Here is a 25,384-nt window from a genome sequence, read left to right as displayed (position 1 = left end):
CTCTGTGTCTCCACCCCCACAGCCTACGAACGTCAGCCCGAGAACGCGCCGCTGGCGGCCCATTCGAGGACGGGTGTGGGAAGAATCCCGAGAACGAGGGTCGCCAGCGTGCCCAGGGTGATGGCCACGGTGGTGAACGCCCCGGGCACGACGACGGCCGGACCGTCCTCGGCGGGCTCGGAGAAGTACATGAGCACCACGATGCGCAGGTAGAAGAACGCGGCCACCGCGGACGCGACCAGCGCGATCACCACCAGCGGCACCATGCCGTCCGCCGACGCCGCCGAGAACACCGCGAACTTGGCGGTGAACCCGCTGGTCAGCGGGATGCCGGCGAGCGCGAGCAGCAGGAACGTCATGATCCCGGCGACGAGCGGCGACCGCTTCGCCAGGCCCGCCCAGGCCCCCAGGTCCGAGGCCTCGCCGTCACCGGCGCGGACCAGCGAGATGATCCCGAAGACCGCGATCGTCGTGAAGCCGTAGGCCAGCAGGTAGAACATGAGCCCGGACGTGCCCTGCGGGGTCAGCGCCATCGCGCCGAGCAGGATGAACCCGGCGTGCGCGATCGAGGAGTAGGCGATCATGCGCTTCACGTCGGTCTGGGTGAGCCCCAGCACCGCGCCGACGACCATCGAGACGACCGCGACCACCCACAGCACGCCGCGCCACTCCCAGACGGTGCTGCCGAAGCCGACGTAGAGCACCCGGGCGATCGCGCCGAACGCGGCGACCTTCGTGCAGGCCGCCATGAACGCCGTGACCGGCGTCGGGGCGCCCTGGTAGACGTCCGGGGTCCAGGTGTGGAACGGGGCGACCGAGCCCTTGAACAGCAGCCCCACCAGCAGCAGCGCCAGGCCCGCGAACAGCAGCGTGTCCGACGCCAGGGTGCCCGCGGCGGCCTGGGAGATGGCCGAGAGCCGCACCGAGCCCGCGTAGCCGTAGAGCAGCGCGATGCCGTAGAGGAAGAACGCCGAGCCGAACGCGCCGAGCAGGAAGTACTTGACCGCGGACTCCTGCGACAGCAGCCGGCGGCGCCGCGCCAGCCCGCACATCAGGTACAGCGGCAGCGACAGGACCTCGAGCGCGATGAACATCGTCAGCAGGTCGTTCGCCGCGACGAACGCCATCATGCCGCCGAGCGCGAACAGCACGAACGGGAACGGCTCGGTCTGCATCGTCGGTGTCTCGTCGGGCGCCCCGTAGGAGCGGTCGACGTGCTCGCCGCCGGCCGGGGTGGCCGGGCCGCCGCCGGCTCGGACCGCGGCCCGCTCGGCGGCCGAGGCGACGAACACCCCGCCCGGCTCCACCGACCGGTCCGCGATCAGCAGCAGGCTGGGGATCGCGAGGACGATCAGGGTGCCCCACAGGAACAGCGACGGCGCGTCCACCGACAGCGCGGTGCCGAAGGTCAGCACGGCCGCCGGGGACCCGAGGGCGTACCCGGCCAGCGCGACGAGCGCCGCGACCAGGGTCAGCCCGGTCAGCACGACCTGGACGGGCCAGCGCTGGTGCCGCGGGAGGAACGCCTCCAGCAGCACCGACACGCAGGCACCCGCGAACACGATCCACAGCGGCGCGGTGGCCGCCCAGTCGACCGCGGGCATCTCGATCGGAGCCACCTGGGCGGGGAGAACCAACGAGCTCATCGAGCGATCCCTCCAGCGACGACCGGGTCGGGCAGGCCGAGCTCGGTCATCGTCGCCGTCACCGACGGGTTGATCAGGTCGAGCACCGGGCCCGGGTAGAAGCCGAGCACCACGATCGCGACGATCAGCGGCACGAGCACGCCGATCTCACGACCCGTGAGGTCGGGGAAGCCGGTGCCCTTGCGCTGCGCGGCGACCGCCGGGTCGATCACCGACCCCGGGCCGCCCGCGCCGCCGCGCTCCAGCGCCGCCATGACCGCGGTGCCGCGCACCGGGCCCTGCATCGTGCGCTGGTAGAACCACAGCACGTAGAGCGCGGCGAAGATGATGCCGATCGTCGCGATCACGGTGAACACCGGCCGGTTCGGGAACGAGCCGACCAGCACCAGGAACTCCGAGACGAACGAGTTCGTGCCGGGCAGCGCCAGCGAGCTCATCCCGGCCAGCAGCAGGCAGCCCGCCATCACCGGGGCGAGCTTCGCGACGCCGCCGTAGTCGGCGATCAGGCGCGAGCCGCCGCGGCTGATCAGCACGCCGACCATGACGAACAGCATGCCGGTCGAGAGACCGTGGTTGACCATGTAGAGCGTCGCGCCGGCGAAGGCCTGCGAGGAGAACGCGAACACCCCGAGCGCGATGAAGCCGAAGTGCGCCACCGAGGTGTAGGCGACGAACCGGCCCATGTCGGTCTGGGCGACCGCGAGCAGTGCGGCGTAGACGATCCCGGCGACGGCGAGCACCAGCACCAGCGGCGCCAGGGTCTGCGACGCCTGCGGGAACAGCGGCAGCAGGTAGCGCAGGAAGCCGTAGGTACCGACCTTGTCCAGCACGCCGACCAGCAGCACCGCGCCGACGATCGGGGCCTCGGCACCGGCGTCGGGCAGCCAGGTGTGGAACGGCACGAGCGGCGCCTTGATCGCGAACGCGACGAAGAAGCCGAGGAACAGCCAGATCTGGGTCGACTCCGGCACGCTCGACGCCATCGCCTGCAGGTCGGCCCAGGTGAACGTGCCCTGGCCCAGCTGCTGCTCGCTGACCACGAACAGCCCGATCAGCGACGCCAGCATGATGAGGCCGCCGAGCAGCGAGTACAGGAAGAACTTGACCGCCGCGTACTGCCGGCGCGGCCCGCCGAAGCGGCCGATCAGGAAGTACATCGGGACCAGCATGGCCTCGAAGAACACGTAGAACAGGAAGACGTCGGTGGCGGCGAAGACGCCGACCAGCGTCGCCTGGGTCGCCAGCAGCAGCGCGAAGTACCCGGCGGCCGAGCGGCCCTCCGGCAGCTTCTCCGCCCACGCGAACAGCATCAGACCGGGCACCAGGAACGCGGTGAGCCCGATCAGCGCCAGCGCGATGCCGTCGACGCCGAACGCGATGTGGGTACCGAACGCGGGGATCCAGGACATCGAGAACTCGAGCTGGAACCGGGCGCCGGCCTGCGCCGCGGGGATGGAGTAGAGCGCCCACGCGACGACGACGAGCACCAGCTCCAGCAGCGCCGTCGCCATCGCGACCGCCTTCGCGAGCCCGGTGTTGGCGCGCAGCGGGTACATGACCAGCGCGCCGACGACCGGCACCAGCAGCAGGACGATCAGGAACGGGTTGCCCCCGGAGCCGGGGACGATGGGAGCCGTGTCCAGGGGGGTCATGAGACGAACCTCACCGCCAGCATCGCGGCGACGACGATGACCGCCCCGCCGAGCATCGAGAGTGCGTAGGACCGGACGAAGCCGGTCTGGAGCCGGCGCAGGCGGCTGGAACCGCCGCCGAACGCCGACGCGGTGCCGTTGACGGCCCCGTCGATCCCGCGGTCGTCGAACCAGGCGAGCGCCCGTGTGAGGACGATGCCGGGCCGCTCGATGAACGCCTCGTTGAAGGCGTTCGCGCCGAGGTCGGCACGGGCCGCGGCAACGACCGGCGACACCCGCTGCGGGCGCTCCACCGGCACCGGGGAGCGGCCGACGAACAGGTAGCCCGCCAGCACGCCGAGCAGCGAGACGCCGACGACCAGCCACGGGATCACCGCGTGCGGCAGGGCGCCGCCCTCGAGCTCGAGGCGCTCCCCCACGACCGGGGCGAGCCACTCCGGGATCATCCCGTAGAGCACGCCGCCGCCGAAGACGGAGCCGACGGCCAGCACGATCATCGGGACGGTCATCGTCGCCGGGGACTCGTGCGGGTGGTAGTCGCGGCCGTCGGTGGACTGCACCGTGCGCCACCGCTCCGCACCGAAGAACGTCATGATCATCAGGCGGGTCATGTAGAAGGCGGTCAGACCGGCCGCGAGCGTCGCGAGCCCACCGAACACCCAGCCCTGCCAGCCCTCCTGCGCGAACGCGGCCTCGATGATCGCGTCCTTGGAGAAGTAGCCGGACAGGAACGGGAAGCCGATCAGTGCGAGGTAGCCGAGGCCGAAGGTCACGAAGGTGACCGGCATCTTCCGCCACAGGCCGCCGAAGCGGCGCATGTCGACGTCGTCGTTCATGGCGTGCATGACCGAACCGGCGCCGAGGAAGAGCCCGGCCTTGAAGAAGCCGTGCGTCAGCAGGTGCAGGATGCCCAGCGCGTAGCCGGCCGGCCCGAGCCCGACGGCGAGGATCATGTAGCCGATCTGGCTGACCGTGGAGTAGGCCAGGACCTTCTTGATGTCGTCGTAGGCGCAGCCGATGATCGCGCCGATCATCAGCGTGACGACACCGATGAGCGCGACGACCAGCCGTCCGGTCTCGGACAGGTTGTAGATCGGCGACGCCCGGGCGATGAGGTAGACGCCCGCGGTGACCATCGTGGCCGCGTGGATCAGGGCCGAGACCGGGGTCGGGCCCTCCATCGCGTCCGGGAGCCAGGACTGCAGGGGGAACTGGCCGGACTTGCCGCAGGCGCCGAGCAGGAGCAGCAGCGTGATCGCGAGGACCGTGCCGCCGCCGACCTCGCCGATGCGGGCGAAGACCTCGGTGTACTGCAGGGTCCCGAGCTCCAGCCAGAGCAGGAAGATCGCGATCGCCAGGCCGACGTCGCCGACCCGGTTCATCAGGAACGCCTTCTTCGCCGCCGTCGCCGCGGAGGGCCGGTCCTGGTAGAAGCCGATCAGCAGGTACGACGCCAGACCGACGCCCTCCCAGCCGAGGTAGAGCATCACGAAGTTGTTGCCGAGGACCAGCACCAGCATCGCGGCGACGAACAGGTTCAGCTGCGCGAAGAACCGCCGCCGGTTCGGGTCGTGGCTCATGTAGCCCACCGAGTAGAGGTGGATGAGCGCCCCGACCCCGGTGATCAGCAGTACGAACGTCAGCGACAGCGTGTCGATCCGGAGCCCGAAGTCGACCTCCAGCGCGCCGGAGGACATCCAGGACCACAGCGACTGCTCGCGCAGCCGCTCGTCGGCAGGGAGACCGAGGGTCTGCAGGAATATCGTCACACCGACGACGAACGCGCCGACGACGGTCGCGACGCCGAGCCAGTGGCCCCAGGCGTCGGCCCGCCGTCCGGCGAGGAAGAGCACGAGTGCACCGGCCGCGGGGAGCGCGATCAGCAACCAGGCCAGCGAGGCGGCGCCGGTCGCCTGCGGGGCGGCCTGTGCGAGAAGGACGGTCACCAGCGCGCTCCTAGTACTTCAAGAGGTTCGCGTCGTCCACCGACGACGACTGGCGGGTGCGGAAGATGGCCGTGATGATCGCGAGCCCGACGACGACCTCACAGGCCGCGACGACCATCACGAACAGGGCCATCACCTGGCCGTCGAGGTTGCCGTTGATGCGCGAGAACGTGACCAGGGTCAGGTTCACCGCGTTCAGCATGAGCTCGATGCACATGAACACGACCACGGCGTTGCGCCGCACCAGGACGCCGACGGCGCCGATGGTGAACAGCAGCGCCGAGAGCAGCAGGTAGTACTCGGGCCTCATCGGTGCTCCCCGGTGTCGGCGGCCTCACCGGAGGCGGCGGTCCGGTCGGGTGCGGGGCGGCCGGTCAGCGCGTGCGCGTCCGGGGTCGTCGTGTCCGGCACGTCGACCGCGACCGACTCGATGATCTCCGACAGCGACTCCGGGGCGATCGAGCCGTCGGGCAGGATCGCCGGGACCGCGACGGAGTTCGCCGTCGCGTAGACGCCGGGGCCGGGCAGCGGGGAGATGCGGGCGTGCTCGCCGCGCAGCCGCTTCAGCACCGTCGCGCGCTGGCCGATCTTGGTGTGCTGGCTGCTCTGCGAGCCGGACAGCACCATCGCGCCGAGCGCGGCGACCATCAGCAGGGCCGCGGTCAGCTCGAACGCCAGCAGGTAGTCGGTGAAGATCAGCCGGCCGAGGCCGGGGACGTTGCCGTTCCACCCGAGCCCGCCCTGCGCCAGCCCCGCGGGGGTGACGCTGGTCAGGCCGCGGGCCAGCCCGCCGACCAGGAGCGCGGCCAGCGCCACGCCGAACACCAGCGCCGCGGCCCGCTGCCCGCGCAGGACCTCGATCACCGAGTCCTTGGAGTCCCGTCCGACCAGCATGAGGACGAACAGGAACAGCATCATCACGGCGCCGGTGTAGACGATGATCTGCACGAACCCGAGGAACGGGGCGGACTGCACCAGGTACAGCACCGCGATCGAGAACATCGTCAGGACCAGCAGCAGCGCGGCGTGCACCGCGTGCCGGGCGAAGACCAGGCCGAGCGCACCGGCCAGCGCCACCGGTCCGAGGATCCAGAACGCGACCGCCTCGCCGGTGCTCACCTCCCCGGCCGCCTGGGCCAGGACCGCGGCCGTGGTCATCGGGCCTGCTCCTTGGTCTGGTCCTGGGCGGACACCTTCGCGAGCGTCGGGCCGGAGACGTAGTAGTCCTGCTCGTCGTCGCCCAGGCGCATCGGGTGCGGCGGCTGCTCCATGCCCGGCAGCAGCGGGGCCATCAGCTGCTCCTTGGTGTAGATGAGGTCCTGCCGGTTGTCGTCGGCCAGCTCGTAGAAGTTCGTCATCGTGAGCGAGCGCGTCGGGCAGGCCTCGATGCACAGGCCGCAGCCGATGCACCGCAGGTAGTTGATCTGGTAGATCGCGCCGTAGCGCTCACCGGGCGAGTACCGCGCCTCCTCGGTGTTGTCCCCGCCCTCGACGTAGATGGCGTCGGCCGGGCAGGCCCAGGCGCACAGCTCGCAGCCGACGCACTTCTCCAGCCCGTCCGGGTGCCGGTTGAGCTGGTGGCGCCCGTGGTAGCGCGGCGCGGCGGGCGGGAAGTCCTCGGGGTACTCCTCGGTGACGACCTTCTTGAACATCGTCGAGAAGGTGACGCCGAATCCCTTGAAGAAGTCGAACATCTAGCGCGCGTCCTTTCCGGCCGTGACGGCCTTCCGACGCTTCGGGGGTGAGTCGGGGACCACCAGGTCCAGCGGCGGCACCGGATAGTCCGACGCCGGTTCGACCGGTGGCGCCTCGGTCTGCCGGTCGGGCAGCAGGAACGCCACCGCGAGCACGACGGCGAGCGCGAAGCCGATCAGCGACAGCAGCAGCACGTAGTTGTCCGAGCCGGTGTTGACGAACGCCCGGATGCCGAAGATCGCGACGATCCAGACCAGCATGACCGGGACCAGGACCTTCCAGCCCAGCTTCATGAACTGGTCGTAGCGGAACCGCGGCAGCGTCCCGCGCAGCCAGATGAACACGAACAGGAACAGCAGCACCTTGATGATGAAGGCGACGAACTGCATCCAGCCGTACTCGTTGAGGAAGCTCAGCGGCCACGGCCACATACCGCCACCGAGGAACAGCGTCACCGCCATCGCCGAGACGGTCACCATGTTCACGTACTCGGCCAGGAAGAACAGCGCGAACTTCAGCGACGAGTACTCGGTGTGGAACCCGCCGACCAGCTCCGACTCGGCCTCGGGGAGGTCGAACGGCGCCCGGTTGGTCTCACCGACCATCGCGATCACGAAGACCACGAAGCTCGGCAGCAGCAGCCAGAAGTACCAGCCCGACGCCTGCGCCCCGACGATCGTCGCGGTGGACAGCGAGCCGGAGTAGAGCACGACGCCGACGACGGCCAGGCCCAGCGCGATCTCGTAGGAGATGACCTGGGCGGCCGAGCGCAGCGCACCGAGCAGCGAGTACGGCGAGCCCGAGGCCCAGCCGCCGAGCACGATGCCGTAGACGCCGATCGAGGAGCAGGCCAGCACGACGAGCACGCCGACCGGGACGTCGACGAGCTGGAGCACCGTCTGCTCGCCGAAGATCGTGACCTCGCCGCCGAACGGGATGACGGAGAAGGCGACGAACGCCGGGATCGTCGAGATGACCGGGGCGATGAAGTAGACCTTCTTGTCGGCCATCGCCGGCATGATGTCTTCCTTGAACGCCAGCTTCAGACCGTCGGCGAGGCTCTGCAGCCAGCCGCCGGGGCCGGTCCGGTTCGGGCCCGGACGGTGCTGCATCCGGCCGACGACCTTGCGCTCCCAGTTGATCATGAACAGGGTCAGCACGACGCCGAGCGCGAACAGCCCGACGACCTTGATCAGGATCAGCCAGATCGGGTCGTCGGCGAGCAGCGCCTGGGTGTGCGTCAGCTGGTCCACCGGGGCGGGCGGGACCTGGGACAGGTTCACGACGCGCTTCCGTTCCCGGCCGGACCGACCGTCACGAGGTCACCGTGGCCCACCCCGAGCGTGGGGCGGACGTGCGAGCCGGGCGAGCAGGTCGGCAGCCAGACGACGCCGTCGGGCAGGTCGGTCAGTGCGACCGGCAGGGTGATCGCCCCGCGGTCGGTGCGGACCGTCGCCTCGGCGCCCTCGACCAGCGCGAGCCGCTCCGCGGTGGCCGCGTTGACCTTGACGTAGGGCCGCCGCGCCGTGCCGGCGAGCGCGGGCTCGTCGATCTGGAGGCTGCCGTCGTCGATCATCTGGCGCGAGGTGGCGAGGACCGCCTGGCCGTAGCCGGGACGCCGGGCCTGGCCCGCCGTGTGGTCCGGTGCGACGCCGCCGGCGCGGCGCGAGCCGAGCCGCTCCAGCTCCCCGGCCGCGGCGGCCGGGGTCTGGGTGAACAGGTCCGCGTCCATCTCGACGCCGAGGGTGTCGAGCACCCGGCAGTCCGGGAGCACGCCGGTCGCGTCGAGCGCGACGCCGAACTCGCGGCGGCGCCCCTCCCAGTTCACGTAGGCGCCGGAGCGCTGGGCGTCCGGGGCGACCGGGAGGACGACGTCGGCGAGCTCGGTGACCGCCGAGGTGTGGATCTCCAGGCTGACCAGGAACCCGACCTCGCGCAGCGCGGTGATCGCGGCCGTCGGGTCGGCCATGTCCTGCGGGTCGACGCCGCCGACGACGAGCGCGGCCAGCTCACCGGACGCGGCGGCGGCGAGGATCGCGTCGCCGTCGCGGCCCGGGGCGGACGGGACGGGGGCGCCCCAGACCTGCTCCAGCTCGGCGCGGGCGGCGGCGTCGGTGACGAGCCGGCCGCCGGGCAGCAGGGTGGGCAGCGCGCCCGCCTCGACCGCACCGCGGTCCCCGGCCCGGCGCGGCAGCCAGCCGATCGCCGCGCCGGTGCGGGCGGCGAGCGCGGACACCGCCGAGTACAGGCCCGGCGACTCCGCGGCCCGGTCCCCGACGAGGATCACCGCGCCCGGCTGCTCCAGCGCGGCGACGACGTCGGCGCCCGGGTCGGCGACGACCGCGGCCTCCGCGCCGGGCACCGCGTGCAGCACGGTGGCGCCGGTCTTCTCGGCGCCGTAGCTGGTGAACGGGCCGACCTGGAAGTGGCGCAGCCCGCGCTTCCGGTACGCCTTGCGCAGGCGCAGGAAGACGATGCCCGACTCCTCCTCGGGGTCGGTGCCGACGGTGAGCACCGCGGGGGCGTTCTCGATCGCCGTGAAGGTCACCGAGTCCTGAGGAGTCCCCCCGGCGACGTGCGCGGCGAGGAACTCCAGCTCCTCGCCCGAGTGCGGGCGGGCGCGGAAGTCGATGTCGTTGGTGCCGGCGACGACGCGGGCGAACTTGGCGTAGGCGTAGGCGTCCTCGACGGTCAGCCGTCCCCCGGGCAGGACGCCGATGCCGCCGGCCGCGCGGGCCGCGAGCAGCCCCTCCGCGGCGACGGCGAGCGCCTCGGTCCAGGAGGCCTCCTCCAGCGTGCCGTCCGCGCGCCGGACCAGCGGCCGGGTGATGCGGCCCTGGCTACCGGTGTAGCGGAAGGCGAACCGGCCCTTGTCGCAGAGCCACTCCTCGTTGACCTCCGGGTCGTTGCCCGCCAGCCGGCGCAGCACGGTCCCGCGACGGGAGTCGGTGCGCGAGGCGCAGCCGGAGCTGCAGTGCTCGCACACGCCCGGGGTCGAGCGCAGGTCGAACGGGCGCGACCGGAACCGGTACGCGGCGCTGGTGAGCGCCCCGACCGGGCAGATCTGGATCGTGTTGCCGGAGAAGTAGGACTGGAACGGCTGGTCCTCGGCGATGCCGATCTGCTGCTTCGCCCCGCGCTCGAGCAGGTCGATGAACGGGTCGCCGGCGATCTCCTCGGAGAACCGGGTGCAGCGCTGGCAGAGCACGCAGCGCTCGCGGTCGAGCAGCACCTGGCTGGAGATCGGCAGCGGCTTCGGGAAGGTCCGCTTGGTCTCGACGAAGCGGGAGTCCGACCGGCCGTGCGCCATCGCCTGGTTCTGCAGCGGGCACTCGCCGCCCTTGTCGCAGATCGGGCAGTCCAGCGGGTGGTTGATGAGCAGCAGCTCCATCACACCCTGCTGCGCCTTGTCGGCCCGCTCGGAGGTGTGCTGGGTCTTCACCACCATCCCGTCGGCGACGGTCATGGTGCAGCTGGCCTGCGGCTTCGGCATCGGCCGGCCGCCCATCTCCACCTCGACCAGGCACTGGCGGCAGGCGCCGGCCGGGTCGAGGAGCGGGTGGTCGCAGAACCGCGGGATCACGATGCCGAGGCGCTCGCAGGTGCGGATCAGCAGCTCGCCCTTGGGGGCGTCGACGACCTGGCCGTCGATGGTGAGACGGACGTGGCCCTCGGGGACGGGTGTCTCCTCGGTGGCGTTCCGCTCCGGTGTGAGGGTCATGCGCTCGCTCCGGTCAGTGCGGCCAGCTGCTCCGGGCGGTCCACATCGGGCTGCTCCGCGATGAGGTCCAGGAACTCCTGGCGGAAGTACTTGATGGCGCTGGTGATGGGGCTCGTCGCACCGTCGCCGAGGGCGCAGAAGGAGCGGCCGAGGATGTTGTCGCAGACGTCGAGCAGGGTGTCGATGTCGGTCGAGGTGCCCTCGCCGCGCACCATCCGCTGCAGCACCTGGACCAGCCAGTACGTGCCCTCGCGGCACGGGGTGCACTTGCCGCAGCTCTCGTGCTTGTAGAACTCGGTCCACTTCATGACCGCCCACGGCACCGAGACGGTCTCGTTGAAGACCTGCACCGCGGTCGTCCCCAGCATGGAGCCGGCTTCGGCCGCACCCTCGAAGTCCAGGGGGACGTCGAGGTGTTCGGCGGTGAACAGCGGTGTCGACGAGCCGCCCGGGGTCCAGAACTTCAGCGGGATCCCGTCCTTCATCCCGCCGGCGAGCTCCAGGAGCTCCCGCAGCGTGATGCCCAGCGGCGCCTCGTACTGGCCGGGACGCTCGACGTGCCCGGAGACCGAGTAGATCTTCGGGCCGGGCGACTTCTCGCGCCCCATCGAGCGGAACCAGGCCGCCCCGCCGTTGACGATGGCGGGGACGCTGGCGATGGTCTCGACATTGTTGACGACGGTCGGGCAGGCGTAGAGCCCGGCGGTCGCCGGGAACGGCGGCTTGAGCCGGGGCTGACCGCGACGGCCCTCGAGCGAGTCGAGCAGCGCCGTCTCCTCGCCGCAGATGTAGGCACCCGCACCGGCGTGCACCACGATCTCCAGGTCGAACCCGGAGCCGAGGATGTCGCGGCCGAGGTAGCCCTTCGCCTTCGCCTCGCGGACGGCGGCGCGCAGCCTGCGGATGCAGTGCAGCGCCTCGCCGCGGACGTAGATCGCGCAGAAGTTGGCGCGGATCGCGTAGCTGGTGACGATGCAGCCCTCGATGAGCGCGTGCGGGTCGGCCATCATCGTCGGGATGTCCTTGCAGGTACCCGGCTCGCCCTCGTCGGCGTTGATGACCAGGTACTTCGGCTTCGCGCCGGGGCCCGTGCCGCTGCCGTCGTCCTGCGGGATGAACCCCCACTTCATGCCGGTGGGGAACCCGGCACCACCGCGGCCGCGCAGCCCGGAGTCCTTCACCAGCTGGATGAGCTGGTCGGGGTGGGCGGCGAACGCGGTACGCAGGGAGGTGTAGCCCTCGAGCTGCTCGTAGGTGTCGATCGACCAGGACCGCGGCGACAGCCAGCGCCTGGTCAGGACGGGCGTGATCGGGTCCGGCTTGCGCACAGGCTCAGTGGTGCTCATGCGATCACTTCTTCTCCGGTAGCGCGGGCATCGCCGGCGGCTCGTCGGGCAGCGCCGGGGCGGTCCAGCCGTTCTCCTCGGCCATCCGGGCCCCGCGCACCGACTCGATCGCACCGGACGGGCCCTCGACGCGGGCCGTCGTGTCGACGCCTCCGGCGTCGTCGGTGAACCCGGCCAGCTCCAGCTCGACGGTCCGCAGATCGGTCAGCGGCGCCCCGCGGGTCGGCTGCGGGCGCTCGCCGCGACGCAGGGCGTCGACGAGCTCCACCGCGGACTCGACGGTCTGGTTGTCGAAGTACTCGTAGTTGACCTGCAGCACCGGGGCGAGGTCGCAGGCCGCGAGGCACTCGGCGTGCTCCAGGGTGACCGAGCCGGTGCTGCCGGGCTCCCCCGCCGTCTCCTCGTGGCCCAGCGGACGGTCCTCGGTACCCAGCTGCGTGCGCAGGCGGGCGTAGATGTCGTCGCCGCCCAGCGCCGCGCACAGCGTGTTGGTGCACACGCTGACCAGGTGCTCGCCGCACGGAGTGCGCTTGTACATCGTGTAGAACGTCGCGACCGCCGACACCTCGGCGGTAGTCAGCTCCAGCGCCTCCGCGCAGTAACGGATGCCGTCGGGGCTGACGTACCCCTCGACCGACTGGACCAGGTGCAGCAGCGGCAGCAGCGCCGACCGGGACTCCGGGTAGAGGGAGATGATCTCCGTGGTGCGCTGCCGGGTCACCTCGTCGAACACCGGCGAGACGGGGCTCTTCTCCTGCGGGGGGACCGTCATCGGTCGCAACCTCCCATCACGGGATCGATCGAGGCGACGGCCGCGATGACGTCGGCGACCTGGCCGCCCTCGCTCATCGCGGGCATCGTCTGCAGGTTCACGAAGCTGGGGTCCCGGACGTGGATGCGGACCGGGCGGGTGCCGCCGTCGGACACGGCGTGCACCGCGAGCTCGCCGCGCGGGGACTCGACGGCCGCGTAGGCCTGCCCCGGCGGGACTCCGAAGCCCTCGGTGACCAGCTTGAAGTGGTGGATCAGCGACTCCATCGACTGACCCATGATCTTGCGGACGTGCTCGAGGGTGTTGCCCATGCCGTCGCTGCCGACCGACAGCTGCGCCGGCCAGGCGACCTTCGGGTCGTCGACCATGACGCGGCCCGGGCCGAGCTCGTCGAGCTTCGTCACCGCCTGCTCCATGATCTTGAGCGACTCGTGGATCTCGGCGACGCGCATCCGGTAGCGGGCGAAGCAGTCGGCCTCGGTGGCTGTCGGGACCTCGAAGTCGTACTGGTCGTAGACCGAGTACGGCATGTGCTTGCGCAGGTCCCACGCCAGACCCGCCGAGCGGAGGATCGGGCCGGACGCGCCGAGGGCCAGGCAGCCGTCGACGGGCAGGTAGCCGACGCCCTCCAGGCGCTGGCGCCAGATCGGCTGCCCGGTGAGCAGCCGGTCGTAGTCGGGCAGCCGGGAGTTCATGACCTTCAGGAAGTCACGGACCTTCTCCTGCCAGCCCTCGGGCATGTCCTGAGCGAGGCCGCCGGGGCGGATGAACGCGTGGTTCATCCGCAGGCCGGTGAGGAACTCCAGCAGGTGGAGCACCTCCTCGCGCTCGCGGAAGCCGGAGGTCATGCCGGTCAGCGCGCCCAGCTCCATGCCGCCGGTGGCCAGCGCGACCAGGTGCGAGCCGATCCGGTTCAGCTCCCAGAGCAGCACCCGCAGGTGCTCGGCCCGCTGCGGGACCTCGACGCCCAGCAGCTTCTCGACGGCCATGCAGTAGGCGCCCTCGTTGAACAGCGGGGCCAGGTAGTCCGCCCGGGTCACGAAGGTGACGCCCTGGGTCCAGGTCCGGTACTCGCAGTTCTTCTCGATACCGGTGTGCAGGTAGCCGATGACCGCGCGGCCCTGGGTGACGGTCTCGCCCTCCAGCTCCAGGACCAGGCGCAGCACCCCGTGCGTCGACGGGTGCTGCGGGCCCATGTTGATGACGATGCGGTCGTCGTGCTCGGCCTCGAGCAGGTCGTCCCAGTCGCCGCCGGTGACGGTGTAGACCGTGCCCTCGGTGGTCTCGCGGCCGGGCGCGGCGTACGGGTCGGTGGTGGCGTCGGCGGTGGTGGGGTCGGCGTCAGTCGTCACGAGTAGGCCCTCCGCTCATCGGGCGGGGGGATCTCCGCGCCCCTGTACTCCACGGGGATGCCGCCCAGCGGGTAGCTCTTGCGCTGGGGGTGGCCGTCCCAGTCGTCCGGCATGAGGATCCGGGTCAGCGCCGGGTGGCCGTCGAAGACGACGCCGTACATGTCCCAGGTCTCGCGCTCGTGCCAGTCGGCCGTCGGGTAGACGTCGACGACGCTCGGCACGGTGGGCGGGTTCGCGGCGTCCCCCATGTCGAGCGCGACCTCCAGGCGCACCCGGCGCCGGTAGGTCATCGACAGCAGGTGGTAGACGACGTGCAGCGGCCGGTCGACCGGGGCGCCGTCCGGCGCCGAGTAGTCCACACCGGACACGCCGGAGCAGAACTCGAAGCGCAGGCCCGGGTCGTCGCGCAGGGTGCGGGCGACCTCGTGCAGCCGGGCGGGCTCGACGTAGAGGGTCATCTCGTCGCGGTCGATCGTGACCTGCTCGATCGCGGCGCGCGGGACGCCGCGCTCGTCGAGGGCCGCGCCGAGCTCGTCGGCGAACTCGTCGAACCAGCCGCCGAAGGGCCGCTCGGCCGGGGCCGGGGCCCAGCCCTGCAGACGCAGGCCGCCGTAGCCGGAGGTGTCGCCGGAGCCGCGGACGCCGAACATGCCCGAGCGGGTACGGGTCTCGGTCATCCTCTGCGCGGGGCGGGCGCCGCCCAGCGCGTCGGAGGGGGTGGCCGCGTCCCCGGGAGCGGCCAGGTCGCCGGGGGCCTCGCCGCCCGCCATCCGCTGCTCCTCGGCCGCGGCGCCGCTCTCCTGCGACGACGAGTGCGCGCCGCCGGTGGGCTCGGCCCCGTCCTTGGAGGTGCCGGTCGGCTCGGTCACGTCGCGTCACCTCCGCGGGCCGCGTCGGCCAGCGACGGCAGCTCCAGGGTCTCCCCCGGCGCGAGCGCGTTCGGGGCCGGTTTGGGCTGCGAGCCCGGCTCCAGGTAGTTCGGGACGTCGGGGGTGTGCGTGGTCTTCAGCGCACCGAGCTGCTTGTGCTTCGGCGCGTACTTGACCGACGACGGCACCATCGGCGTGCGGTACCCGGACTCGGCGAGCTCGGCGGCCCGCTTCGGGCCGAGCGGCTCGTCCATGATCTTGGCGTGGATCTTGAGGATCGCGTCGATCAGCATCTCCGGCCGCGGCGGGCAGCCGGGCAGGTACATGTCGACCGGGACGACGTGGTCCACGCCCTGGACGATCGCGTAGTTGTTGAACATGCCGCCGGAGCTGGCGCACACGCCCATGGCGAGCACCCAGCGCGGCTCGGGCATCTGGTCGTAGATCTGGCGCAGGACCGGCGCCATCTTGTTGCTCACGCGGCCCGCGACGATCATCAGGTCCGCCTGGCGCGGCGAGGCCCGGAAAACCTCCATGCCGAACCGGGCGAGGTCGTAGCGCGGGGCGCCGGTGGTCATCATCTCGATGGCGCAGCAGGCCAGGCCGAACGTGGCAGGCCAGAGCGACGACTTCCGGGTCCAGTTGACCAGCTTCTCGACGTTGGTCAGCAGGACGCCGCTGGGCAGGTTCTCCTCGAGTCCCATGACGGCCTCAGCTCCACTCGAGCCCGCCGCGACGCCATTCGTAGGCGTACGCGAAGGCGATCGTGGCGATGTAGAGCGTGATGGCCACGAACCCGAAGACGCCGACCGCATCGGCGACGACGGCGTACGGGTACATGAACACCAGCTCGATGTCGAACAGGATGAACAGCATCGCCGTGAGGTAGTAGGCGACCGGCACGCGACCGCCGCCGACGACCGGCTGCGGCGAGGGCTCGATACCGCACTCGTAGGAGTCCAGCTTGGCCCGGTTGAACCGGCGCGGACCGATCAACGGCGCGGAGGCGACCGAGAACACCGCGAAGCCCGCCGCCAACACGAACAGCAGGACGAGCGGGAGATAGGGATCGAGCATTCCTACACCTTCGTTGTCGCGGCGCCACCGTCGTTGGTGGTGATCGACGAGCCGGTCGCGGCGACCCTATGTCCGGTCCCCTGTGACCAAGAACCCAGGCGAGCCTTACCTGTGACGGGGCGCGGGTCACATGTGATCCGCATCCGTGCAGGTCGGCGCGCTCCGGGTCGCGTGTCTCCCACCACCCTTGTGAAAAAGTTCACGAACTGCGCGAGCAGTGTAGGACGACGTCGCCGTGATCGCGTGGGCGGATCGGGCGACGACGCGGGACTCCTTGCGGCGCAACGCGCTTCGACGCAGGGTCAGTGGGTGGTGACGGCCGGTGCCGGGCTGCGCACACGGCGTCCCCTCGCACAGTCGGCCCTCCCGCGGTCGACCTCCCGCGCAGCCGACTCCCACGCAGCCGACTCCCACGCAGCCGACCACCGACCGCCGGGCGCAGGGTGACCGACCGCCACAGCGCCCACCGCTGCACCGCGGACCGCCGCGTGCCATGAGAGACGCGACTCCGGACCCTCCCTTCTCCGAATTCGCTTACCCGGTGAGCGAATTTCGAGAAGGGAGCACGTCGTCGCGTGGTGCTGCCGGGCCCGGCGCAGCAGATCGAGCGCGATCCCCGGGGCCGTGCATTCCCTTGCCAACTCGCTGACCCGGTGAGCGGATTCGCCCGGCCCCGGGCGCTGGCCGCGCGGGAACCCGGCACCGTGTGCACTGGTCCGCGGCGGAGCGGGCTCGCTGCAGGGGCGCGAGCCGGTGGAGGGACGACCGCCCGGCCGCCGCCGCGACCGCACGCGTGCAGCGCGCCCGGCTCCGCCACGACGTCGGCCCCTGTGTCGCAGGCCGCCTCCGCAGACCCGTCCACGGGGACCGTGGCGGGACGGGGCGGCGGGGGCTCAGGCCGGCTTGTACGCCCGGTGCAGCGCGACGGCGCCGAAGGTCAAGTTCCGCCAGGCGGGGCGCTCCCAGCCGGCGTCGGCGATCTTCCCGGCGAGTGCGGGCTGGTCGGGCCAGTCCCGGATCGACTCGGCCAGGTACAGGTAGGCCTCGGGGTTGGAGGAGACCGTGCGGGCGATCGCCGGGAGGGCGTGGCCGAGCACCGCGTTCTGGTAGAGCACGCGGAAGGGGGCCCAGGTCGGCGTCGAGAACTCGCAGACGACCAGGCGGCCGCCGGGGCGGGTCACGCGGGCCATCTCACGCAGGCCGGCGACGGTGTCGTTCACGTTGCGCAGGCCGAACGAGATGGTGACGGCGTCGAAGCTGCCGTCGGCGAAGGGCAGGTGCAGCGCGTCGGCGGCGGCCTTCGGGACGTCGCGGCGGGCGCCCGCACGCAGCATGCCGAGGGAGAAGTCCGCAGCGACGCACCAGGCGCCGTCCTTCGCCAGCTCGACGGTCGATACCGCGGTCCCCGCGGCGAGGTCGAGGACCTTCTCGCCCGGGCGCAGGCCGAGGGCCCGGCGGGTCTGGATCCGCCAGTAGCGGTCCTGCCCCCCCGACAGCGCGGTGTTGGTCAGGTCGTAGCGCCGGGCGACGCCGTCGAACATGCGGGCGACGTCGGTCGGGTTCTTGTCGAGCTCGGCGCGGGACACGAACACAGCTTAGGCGACCCGGCCGCCGGCTCACCGCCGTCCGAACCGCTGCCCGAACTGCTGTCCGAACTGCTCGCGCAGCACCTCACGCAGGCCGCTCAGGTAGTCGGCACGGACCCGGGCGGCGACGCCCGCCCACTCGGCCGACGGCGTGCTGACACCGTTGCCGTCGCCGGTGAAGGCGCCCATGCCGTGCAGCGCGATCCAGCGGTGGTCGTAGTCGTGCGGCGCCGCCCGGTCCCAGGCGACGGCGCGGACCGCGGCCCGGCGGACCCGGGCCGGGTCGGCGAAGGCCCAGCGGTTCACCGGTTCGCCGAAGCGGTCGCGCAGCACGGCCAGCGCCTGGGCGGCGGTGGTGTCGGTGCAGCGGCAGGCGTCGTAGCGGGCCCGCAGCTGGCCCGCGTAGAACCAGCGGGCGGCCTCGGGCATCGCGCCGTCGGCGACGAGGTTCTCCGACAGCGCGAACAGCACCGGCGGCATCTGCCGGTGCGGGGCGTCGAGGACCTCGGCACGGGCGGCGGCACGGACCGCGGGCGCGGGGTCGAGCAGCCGGGACATCAGGCGGACGGTGGCGGAGGTGTCGACCGTGGCGAGCTCACCACGGGGCGCGACGACGACGGTGCGGCTCATGGGACCACCGTCGCCGCCGGGCCGCGGCCACGGATCCGCACGACTACGCAGGCACCCTCCCCGGCCGCGTCGGCCCGGCCGGCGGAGGCCCGACCAGGCGGGGGTCCGGTCGGGCGGCGGCGTGCCGGTCAGGCCGCGAGGCGCTCCGGGGCCGCGGCGCGGAGCACGTCGCCGTAGTGGGCGAGCAGCTCGTCGCCGACCGCGGTCCAGGTGCGGCGCAGCACCGACTGGCGGGCGGCCAGGCCGAACTCCCGGTTGCGCTGCGGCTCGCACAGCGCGGCGACCGCCCCGACCAGCTCGCGGTCGGCGGCGTCGGTGGCCGGGTCGCCGGGCTCCCCGCCGTCGGGGCGGGGTGCCACGAGGTAACCGGTGCGGTCGGGCAGCACGAGGTCGCGCGGGCCGCCCGCGTCGGGCGCGACCACCGGGACGCCCGAGGCGAGTGCCTCCTGCACGGCCTGGCAGAACGTCTCGGCCTGGCCGGTGTGGACGAACACGTCGAGGCTGGCGTAGATCTGCGCGAGCTCGTCACCGCCGCGGTGCCCGAGGAACGCCGCCGAGGGCAGTCGATCGCGCAGCCCGTCGGCGCTGGGGCCGTCGCCGACGACGACCAGGCGCGTCCCGGGCAGCTCTCCCAGCACGGCGAGCCGCTCGACCTGCTTCTCCGGGGCGAGGCGGCCGACGAAGCCGACGAGCCGCTCGCCGTTCGGGGCGAGCCGGCCGCGCAGCGCGTCGCTGCGCCGCGACGGGGTGAACCGGCGGGTGTCGACGCCGCGCGCCCACTGGTGCACCCGCGGGACGCCGCGCTCGCGCAGGGCCCCGGTCGCCCAGCTCGACGGCGCGAGGGTCCGGTCGGCCATGCCGTGCAGCCGGCAGGTCCAGCGCCACGCGGCCCGTGCGGTCAGCCCGAGCCCGTACGCGGAGGCGAACCCGGCGACGTCGGTCTGGTAGATCGCGACCGTCGGCACGCCGAGGCGCCGCGCCGCCGCCAGCCCCCGCGCCCCGACGACGAACGGCGCCGCCAGGTGCACCACGTCCGGCCGGAACCGGCGCAGCGCGGTCAGGATCCGCCTGCTGGGCACCCCGACCGGCATCGAGTTCACCACCGGCAGCTCGACGGCCGGGATCCGCACGACCGGGATCCCCTCGTGGGAGTCCGGCTCCCCGGTGCCCGGCGCGATCACCACGACGTCGTGACCCCCTGCCCGCAGGTGCTCGCACACCCGCAGCACCGAGTTGGTGACGCCGTTGACCACCGGCAGGAAGCATTCCGAGACGATTGCGACGCGCACGGCCGGAACGGTGACGGGGGCGGGACAGCGGGCCGGGTCCCTGGCGTGATCAACCACCCAACCCTGGGCGAACATCGGGTGGGCGGGTCACGAGTTGGCACGTCCGGCACAAGGTGGACACCCGCACGTCGTCGCCGGGACATCACCCGCCCGGACACTCGGGTCGCATGACGGCCGTGCCCCACACCCCGCCAGACACGGCGCCACCCCCGGTGCCGTCCCCCCGGCCGGTGGACCCGGCACTGCTCTCCCACGCGCTCGAGACCGCGGGCCGGCTGGCCAACGACGCCGCCGAGGTGATCACCGCGACGCTGGGTCGCGAGCACACCGGATCGCTCGACGCGTCGGCCAAGGCCAACCCGTTCGACTGGGTCACCGACACCGACCGCACCCTGGAGCGGCACACCCGCCGGGTGCTGGCCGCGGAGTTCCCCGGCTGCCCGGTCGTCGGCGAGGAGTTCGGCGCCGACACCGGTGCCGACACCGCACCGCTGCGGTGGGTCGTCGACCCGGTCGACGGCACCGCGAACTACGTCGCGGGCCTGCCCTGGTGCGCCTACAGCCTGGCCCTGGTCGACGGCGACGGCCCGGCCGTGGGCGTCGTCGCCGACCCGGGCCGCGGGCAGATCTACGCCGCCGCCCGCGGGCGCGGCTTCCGGGCCAACGGCGTGCCGGTGCCGTCGCGGTGCACCGCCCGGGTCGCCGGGTCGCTGATCTGCGCCGAGGACCCCGACCCCGGGTTCGTCGAACGCGCCCGCGCCGCGCACGTCGGCGTGCGGGTGCTCGGCTCGGCCGCGCTGGCGATCACCCAGGTCGCGCTGGGCAACGCCGTCGCCGCGGTGCTGACCCGCTACCACGAGTGGGACGTCGCCGGGGCGCTCTGCCTGGCCACCGAGGCCGGCGCGCTGGTGCTGGGCCGCGACGGCCGGTCGACGCCGCTGCCCGAGGGCGGGCTGCTCGTCGCCGCGCCGCAGGTCGCCGCCGAGGTCGGGGCGCTCTGGCGGGGCTGAGCCCGGTGCGGGGCGGCGCGGCCCGGTGCGGTCCGGTCCGGTCCGGGCGCCGTCAGACGGTGCCGGTGCGGGCCCGGCGGCGGCGCAGCCACACGTACAGCGGCCCGAGGAGCACCCAGCCGCCCGCGATCAGCCCGGCGACCGGGAGGATCCCGTCGACGGCGGTGCGGCCCGCGACGCGCACGTGCGTCGGGTCGGCGGTGTCGTACTCGACGTAGATGTTCTCGCCCGGGGTGAGCCCGACCGGGTACGAGATGCCCGCGGCCGGGGTCTGCAGCCGGCCGTCGTCGTCGACGAACCTGACCAGGGTGCGCCAGTAGTCCGAGCCGTCGAGGACGGTCGCGGCGGTGGTGCCGCGGTTGCCGTCGATCGCCGCGTCCTCCAGGAACGCACCGCCCAGGGCCACCAGCGCGACCAGCGTCCACGCCAGTGCGACGGCCAGGACGATCTCGGGCAGGTGGTACCGCGTCCGGCCGATGAGACGGGCCGCCACGGCCGAGGTCTCGGTCAGCACATCGCCGGTGGGACGGCCGCTCGGACTGGTCACGGGACCCGATTCTAGGAGCGCTCCGGCACCCGGGTGTGTCCGGTGCCTCCCACCCTGGCGCCCGCCCCGGCCGAGGAAGTTGCCTACTCTCGAAGGGTGACCGTCGCACCGGCCAGCACCGCGTTGCGCGTCCGGACACGCCCGCTGCGGCTCGACGGGCGGCTGCTGGACGTGCTGCCCGCCGACGCCGGGGCGCTGTCCTGGGTGCGCGACGGCGAGGGCGTGGTCGGCTGGGGCGAGGTCGCGCGGTTCACCGCGTCGGGACCCGAGCGCTTCGCCGAGGCCGACCGCTGGTGGCGCCGCGTGGTCGACCGGCTCGACGCCGGCGCCGGCTACGACGACGTCCGCCTCCCCGGTACCGGCGCCCTCGCGTTCGCCTCGTTCACCTTCGCCGACGGCTGCCCGGGCTCGGTGCTCGTCGTGCCGCAGGTGATCGTCGGGCGGCGCGGGCACCGCGCCTGGATCACCGAGATCACCCCCGCCGACGCCCCGGAGACCCCGGGCAGGCTGCCGGTCCCGTCGCCGGTGCGCCCGAGCGGACGGCTGCGCTACGCCGACGGCCAGGTGTCCGCGCACCGGTACCGGGCCGCCGTCGCCGCGGCGGTCGGGCGGATGCGCGACGGGGAGCTGGAGAAGGTGGTGCTCGCGCACGACCTGCTCGCCGTCGCCGACCGCCCGCTGGACCCCCGGTTCCTGCTCCGCGGGCTCGCCCGGCGCTACCCGACGTGCTGGAGCTACGCCGTCGACGGCCTGGTCGGCGCCACCCCCGAGCTGCTGTTGCGGCTGCGTGGGCGGACCGTGGAGTCGCGGGTGCTGGCGGGCACGATGTGGCCCGGCTCCGGACCGGACGGCGACACCGCGGGCGCGCTGATCGGCTCGTCGAAGGACCGCCGCGAGCACGCCTACGCCGTGGACTCCCTCGCTGCGTCGCTGCGCCCGCTGGTGGCCGAGCTGCACGTGCCGGACGCGCCGTCCGTGCTGACCCTGCCGAACGTGTCGCACCTGTCCAGCGACGTGCACGCCCGCCTCGACCCGGCCCGGCCTGCATCGCTGCTGACGCTGATCGGAGCGGTGCACCCGACGGCCGCCGTCGGCGGCACCCCGACCCCGGACGCGACGGCGCTGATCTCCGAGATCGAGGGTCTCGACCGCAGCCGCTACGCGGGCCCGGTCGGCTGGGTCGACGCCGAGGGCGCGGGCGAGATGGGCATCGCGCTGCGCTGTGCCGAGCTGCAGGGACGCACGGCGCGGCTGTTCGCCGGGTGCGGGATCGTCGCCGACTCCGAGCCCGACGGCGAGGTGCGCGAGGCCGCCGCCAAGATGCGCGCGGTCCGCGAGTCCCTGGAGGGCTGAGCCGCCGGGCCCCTCACCCGTCCAGGGCGGCGGCGACGGCGGCCCGCAGCGCAGCGTGGGTGTCGCGCAGCCCGTCGCGGGTCGCGGCGACACGGACCAGCCTGCGTCCGGAACCGGGGCGCGCGGCGAGCTCGGTCGGGTCCCCGGACCAGTCGGCCGCGGACCAGCCCGCCGCCCGGGCCAGGCCGAGCAGGTCGGCGCCGACCGGGGTGCCGAACACCCGCTCGAACGCGTGGGCGTGCTCGTCGGCGCCCTGTTCGAGCAGCGAGAAGATGCCCCCGCCGTCGTCGTCGAGGACGACGGCGGTGAGATCCGGGACCGGCTCGGCGGGCCCGGCCAGCATCCCGGTCGTGTCGTGCAGCAGCGTGAGGTCGCCGAGCAGCAGCGCCGTCGGGCCGTCGCGGTGGGCGAGCGTGGCGCCGACCGCGGTGGACACCGTGCCGTCGATCCCGGCCACGCCGCGGTTGGACCGCACCGTGAGACCGGTCCGCGGGGCGGCGGCGAGCGCGACGTCGCGCACCGGGTTGGACGAGCCGAGCACCAGCTGCCCGCCGTCGGGCTGGGCGGCGACGACGGCGCGGGCCAGCGCGAGCCCGGGGCGCCGGCCGTGCCGCCGCCGTCGAGCGCCCGGTCGAGCGCCGCACCCGCGGCCCGGTCGGCGGCCGCCCAGGCCCCGGTGAAGTCCGGCGGCGGGGCCAGGGCGGGCAGGGCCCCGACCGCGCGGACGGTGCCGGGGACGTCGGTCCACGGGGTGCCGTCCGGACCGGGGTCTGCGTACACCGCGACGCCCGGGTCGGCGAGCAGCCGGGCGAGGGCACGGTGCAGTGTGGGACGTCCGAGGACGACGACCTGGGCGGGGCGCAGCTCCGCGCGATCCAGCAACCAGGGTCCCGCGCGCAGCGCGTGCGCCCACCACGGCGAGGTCGGCTCCGCCACCAGCGGGGCCCCGCCGAGCAGCGCCGGGGCCGCGCCCGGTCCCCCGCTGCCGGCGACGACCAGGGTCGGCGCGGCCGGGTCGAGCGGCAGCGGCGCCGGGGTGGGCACCGGCGGGGCGACGGCCGTCCAGGGCCCGCCGTCGTCGCGGCCGGGCGCGACGGCGCCACCGAGCAGCCCGGCCGGACCGGAGCCGGGGACGGGCGGGCCGTCGTCGGGGACCAGAGGCTCGGCGTAGGGCAGGTCGAGCTGCACCGGCCCGGGCCCGCCCGCACCGGCCCCGGTCGCGGCGGCCAGCACCCGCACGAGCGCCGCCCGCCAGCGCTGCGCGTCGGCGTCCGTGGCGTGGGGAGGCGGGGTGGCCAGGACCGCGGACCGGCGGACCGCACCGCCGAACAGCCCGGTCTGCTCGATCGTCTGGCTGGCCCCGGTGCCGACGAGCTCCGGCGGGCGGTCGGCCGCGAGCACCAGCAGCGGGACCCCGGAGTGCGACGCCTCCAGCACCGCCGGGTGCAGGTTCGCCACCGCCGTCCCGCTGGTGACCGCGACCGGCACCGGTCGGCCCGAGGCGAGCGCCAGACCGAGCGCGAGGAAGCCCGCGGTGCGCTCGTCGATGCGCACGTGCAGCCGCAGCAGGCCGAGGGTCTCGGCCCGGGCCAGCGCGAACGCGAGCGGGGCGTTGCGCGAGCCGGGGCAGAGCACCGCGTCGGCGACGCCGTTGCGCACGAGCTCGTCGACGATCACCCGGGCCTGGGCGGTGGAACCGTTCACGGTCACCAGCCTAGGAAACGTGATGATCGCCGCCCGCGCGGTCCGGAAGCTCTGCGGCCCGGGGTTCGTTGATGGTTCATGGATCTGCATCCGACCGGAAGGAATCCGACCGTGAGCTCCCCGCTCCGTGCCGACAGCCCCCTGCTCGCGCCCGCCCGGGTCGGTGACGTGCCCGTCGCCAACCGGGTCTGGATGGCGCCGCTGACCCGCAACCGCGCCGACGCCGACGGGACCCCCAACGCCCTGCAGGCGACCTACTACGCCCAGCGCGCCGGAGCCGGCCTGATCGTCGCCGAGGGCAGCCAGCCCTCCGCCGTCGGGCAGGGCTACCCGAACACCCCGGGGGTGTACACCGACGCCCACCGCGCCGGCTGGGCACGGATCGCCGAGGCCGTGCACGACGCCGGCGGGCGCATCGTCGTCCAGCTGATGCACGCCGGGCGCATCTCCCACACCGACAACAACGGGGGCGCCACCCCGGTCTCCTCGACCGCGACCCCGGCCGCGGGCCAGATCTTCACCGCCACCGGCCCGCAGGACCACGCGACGCCGCGGCCGCTGGCGACCGAGGAGATCCCCGGCATCGTGGGCGAGTACGCCGACGCCGCCCGCCTCGCCGTCGACGCCGGACTCGACGGCGTGGAGCTGCACGCCGCGAACGGCTACCTGCTCCACCAGTTCCTCGCCGACGGGGTCAACGACCGCACCGACGGCTACGGCGGCTCGGCCGAGAACCGGGCGCGCATCGTCGTCGAGACGGCGCGGGCGACCGTGGAGGCGATCGGCGCCGGACGCACCGGCATCCGGATCTCCCCCGGCCACCCGTTCAACGACATCTCCGAGACCGACCTGTCGGTCTACGAGGCGCTCGTCGCGCAGCTGGCCGAGCTGGACCTGGCCTACCTGCACGTGATCGCCGAGGCCGACGACCCGATCGTCGCCAAGCTGCGCGCGATCTGGCCGAACACCTTCGTGCTCAACACCGGCTTCGGCACCGAGTCCGACCGCGACGGGCTGGAGCGCCTGCTCGCCGACGGGGTCGCCGACGCCGTCACGGTGGGCCGCCCGTTCCTGGCCAACCCCGACCTCGTCGCGCGCTGGAGCGCCGGGGCGGAGCTGAACGAGCCCGACCAGGCCACGTTCTACGGCGGCGGCGCCGAGGGCTACACCGACTACCCCACCCTCTGAC

General features: G+C 73.2%; 22 protein-coding genes and 1 pseudogene. 3 read left to right on the top strand and 20 right to left on the bottom strand.

What is annotated here, in order from left to right:
- Positions 1 to 32: 32 nt before the first annotated feature.
- The 17 genes from nuoN to AC0GKK_RS18980 all read right to left on the bottom strand — a co-directional run bounded on the left by nuoN (position 33) and on the right by AC0GKK_RS18980 (position 19,581).
- Positions 33 to 1,646 (bottom strand): NADH-quinone oxidoreductase subunit NuoN, encoded by a 1,614-nt coding sequence (gene nuoN / locus AC0GKK_RS19060; protein WP_489882248.1) that lies wholly within the window; start codon positions 1,644 to 1,646, stop codon positions 33 to 35.
- Positions 1,643 to 3,298 (bottom strand): NADH-quinone oxidoreductase subunit M, encoded by a 1,656-nt coding sequence (locus tag AC0GKK_RS19055; protein ID WP_405414887.1) that lies wholly within the window; start codon positions 3,296 to 3,298, stop codon positions 1,643 to 1,645. The genes nuoN and AC0GKK_RS19055 overlap by 4 nt, the downstream gene beginning before the upstream one ends.
- A complete protein-coding gene (gene nuoL, locus AC0GKK_RS19050) occupies positions 3,295 to 5,247 on the bottom strand; it encodes an NADH-quinone oxidoreductase subunit L (protein WP_218622898.1) in 1,953 nt (650 codons plus the stop codon). Before nuoL ends, AC0GKK_RS19055 begins: the two co-directional genes overlap by 4 nt.
- Positions 5,248 to 5,254: 7 nt before the next feature.
- The gene (nuoK, locus tag AC0GKK_RS19045) at positions 5,255 to 5,554 is read right to left on the bottom strand and encodes an NADH-quinone oxidoreductase subunit NuoK (RefSeq protein WP_060710483.1); all 300 of its coding nucleotides are present in this window, start codon (positions 5,552 to 5,554) and stop codon (positions 5,255 to 5,257) included.
- On the bottom strand, positions 5,551 to 6,402 hold the full coding sequence (locus AC0GKK_RS19040; RefSeq protein ID WP_062397973.1) for an NADH-quinone oxidoreductase subunit J: 852 nt from the start codon (positions 6,400 to 6,402) through the stop codon (positions 5,551 to 5,553). The genes nuoK and AC0GKK_RS19040 overlap by 4 nt, the downstream gene beginning before the upstream one ends.
- A complete protein-coding gene (nuoI, locus tag AC0GKK_RS19035; protein WP_060710481.1) occupies positions 6,399 to 6,938 on the bottom strand; it encodes an NADH-quinone oxidoreductase subunit NuoI in 540 nt (179 codons plus the stop codon). The genes AC0GKK_RS19040 and nuoI overlap by 4 nt, the downstream gene beginning before the upstream one ends.
- The gene (gene nuoH, locus AC0GKK_RS19030) at positions 6,939 to 8,183 is read right to left on the bottom strand and encodes an NADH-quinone oxidoreductase subunit NuoH (RefSeq protein WP_062403806.1); all 1,245 of its coding nucleotides are present in this window, start codon (positions 8,181 to 8,183) and stop codon (positions 6,939 to 6,941) included. It lies immediately after the preceding gene.
- Positions 8,184 to 8,218: 35 nt separating this feature from the next.
- Positions 8,219 to 10,660, bottom strand: a complete 2,442-nt coding sequence (locus AC0GKK_RS19025) for an NADH-quinone oxidoreductase subunit G (protein ID WP_489882247.1) — start codon at positions 10,658 to 10,660, stop codon at positions 8,219 to 8,221.
- Positions 10,657 to 12,006, bottom strand: a complete 1,350-nt coding sequence (gene nuoF / locus AC0GKK_RS19020; RefSeq protein WP_208818965.1) for an NADH-quinone oxidoreductase subunit NuoF — start codon at positions 12,004 to 12,006, stop codon at positions 10,657 to 10,659. Before nuoF ends, AC0GKK_RS19025 begins: the two co-directional genes overlap by 4 nt.
- 4 nt (positions 12,007 to 12,010) lie before the next feature.
- Positions 12,011 to 12,778 carry an NADH-quinone oxidoreductase subunit NuoE gene (nuoE, locus tag AC0GKK_RS19015; RefSeq protein WP_489882246.1) on the bottom strand — a complete coding sequence of 256 codons (768 nt, stop codon included), beginning with the start codon at positions 12,776 to 12,778 and terminating at the stop codon, positions 12,011 to 12,013.
- The gene (locus AC0GKK_RS19010; protein ID WP_208818963.1) at positions 12,775 to 14,130 is read right to left on the bottom strand and encodes an NADH-quinone oxidoreductase subunit D; all 1,356 of its coding nucleotides are present in this window, start codon (positions 14,128 to 14,130) and stop codon (positions 12,775 to 12,777) included. The genes nuoE and AC0GKK_RS19010 overlap by 4 nt, the downstream gene beginning before the upstream one ends.
- The gene (locus AC0GKK_RS19005) at positions 14,127 to 14,900 is read right to left on the bottom strand and encodes an NADH-quinone oxidoreductase subunit C (protein WP_489884038.1); all 774 of its coding nucleotides are present in this window, start codon (positions 14,898 to 14,900) and stop codon (positions 14,127 to 14,129) included. Before AC0GKK_RS19005 ends, AC0GKK_RS19010 begins: the two co-directional genes overlap by 4 nt.
- Before the next feature lie 95 nt (positions 14,901 to 14,995).
- The gene (locus AC0GKK_RS19000; protein WP_062397985.1) at positions 14,996 to 15,703 is read right to left on the bottom strand and encodes a NuoB/complex I 20 kDa subunit family protein; all 708 of its coding nucleotides are present in this window, start codon (positions 15,701 to 15,703) and stop codon (positions 14,996 to 14,998) included.
- 7 nt (positions 15,704 to 15,710) lie between these two features.
- Positions 15,711 to 16,076: an NADH-quinone oxidoreductase subunit A gene (locus AC0GKK_RS18995; protein WP_062397987.1), complete on the bottom strand. Its 366-nt coding sequence runs from the start codon at positions 16,074 to 16,076 to the stop codon at positions 15,711 to 15,713.
- A gap of 893 nt (positions 16,077 to 16,969) precedes the next feature.
- Positions 16,970 to 17,662, bottom strand: coding sequence for a demethylmenaquinone methyltransferase (locus AC0GKK_RS18990; protein ID WP_062403809.1), 693 nt, complete (start codon positions 17,660 to 17,662; stop codon positions 16,970 to 16,972).
- 30 nt (positions 17,663 to 17,692) lie between these two features.
- Positions 17,693 to 18,292, bottom strand: coding sequence for a hypothetical protein (locus AC0GKK_RS18985; protein WP_251786725.1), 600 nt, complete (start codon positions 18,290 to 18,292; stop codon positions 17,693 to 17,695).
- Between the two features lie 128 nt (positions 18,293 to 18,420).
- Entirely contained in the window at positions 18,421 to 19,581 is a 1,161-nt protein-coding gene (locus tag AC0GKK_RS18980) for a glycosyltransferase family 4 protein (RefSeq protein WP_476652728.1), read from the bottom strand.
- Between the two features lie 167 nt (positions 19,582 to 19,748).
- On the opposite strand from AC0GKK_RS18980, the gene AC0GKK_RS18975 reads away from it, so the two are divergent.
- Entirely contained in the window at positions 19,749 to 20,591 is an 843-nt protein-coding gene (locus AC0GKK_RS18975) for an inositol monophosphatase family protein (protein WP_489882245.1), read from the top strand.
- A 52-nt stretch (positions 20,592 to 20,643) separates the two neighbouring features.
- Here AC0GKK_RS18975 and AC0GKK_RS18970 read toward each other — a convergent pair whose 3' ends face one another.
- Positions 20,644 to 21,138: a DUF3592 domain-containing protein gene (locus tag AC0GKK_RS18970; RefSeq protein WP_405414874.1), complete on the bottom strand. Its 495-nt coding sequence runs from the start codon at positions 21,136 to 21,138 to the stop codon at positions 20,644 to 20,646.
- A 96-nt stretch (positions 21,139 to 21,234) separates the two neighbouring features.
- Here AC0GKK_RS18970 and AC0GKK_RS18965 point away from each other — a divergent pair, with 96 nt between their 5' ends.
- Positions 21,235 to 22,491: an isochorismate synthase gene (locus AC0GKK_RS18965; protein WP_489882244.1), complete on the top strand. Its 1,257-nt coding sequence runs from the start codon at positions 21,235 to 21,237 to the stop codon at positions 22,489 to 22,491.
- Positions 22,492 to 22,504: 13 nt separating this feature from the next.
- Here the strand turns inward: AC0GKK_RS18965 and AC0GKK_RS18960 are convergent, their stop codons facing one another.
- Complete coding sequence (locus AC0GKK_RS18960; protein ID WP_489882243.1) at positions 22,505 to 23,032, bottom strand: thiamine pyrophosphate-dependent enzyme; 528 nt, start codon at positions 23,030 to 23,032, stop codon at positions 22,505 to 22,507.
- Between the two features lie 296 nt (positions 23,033 to 23,328).
- Positions 23,329 to 24,285: pseudogene (locus AC0GKK_RS18955) on the bottom strand (thiamine pyrophosphate-binding protein); the annotation flags it as partial.
- 21 nt (positions 24,286 to 24,306) lie between these two features.
- Here AC0GKK_RS18955 and AC0GKK_RS18950 point away from each other — a divergent pair.
- The gene (locus tag AC0GKK_RS18950; protein WP_346108509.1) at positions 24,307 to 25,383 is read left to right on the top strand and encodes an alkene reductase; all 1,077 of its coding nucleotides are present in this window, start codon (positions 24,307 to 24,309) and stop codon (positions 25,381 to 25,383) included.
- Position 25,384 lies beyond the last annotated feature (1 nt).

Source organism: Pseudonocardia sp. P-1 (assembly GCF_058111925.1).
The sequence above is the reverse complement of the archived record's forward strand: the minus strand, read 5'-3'. Positions and strand labels throughout refer to the sequence as shown.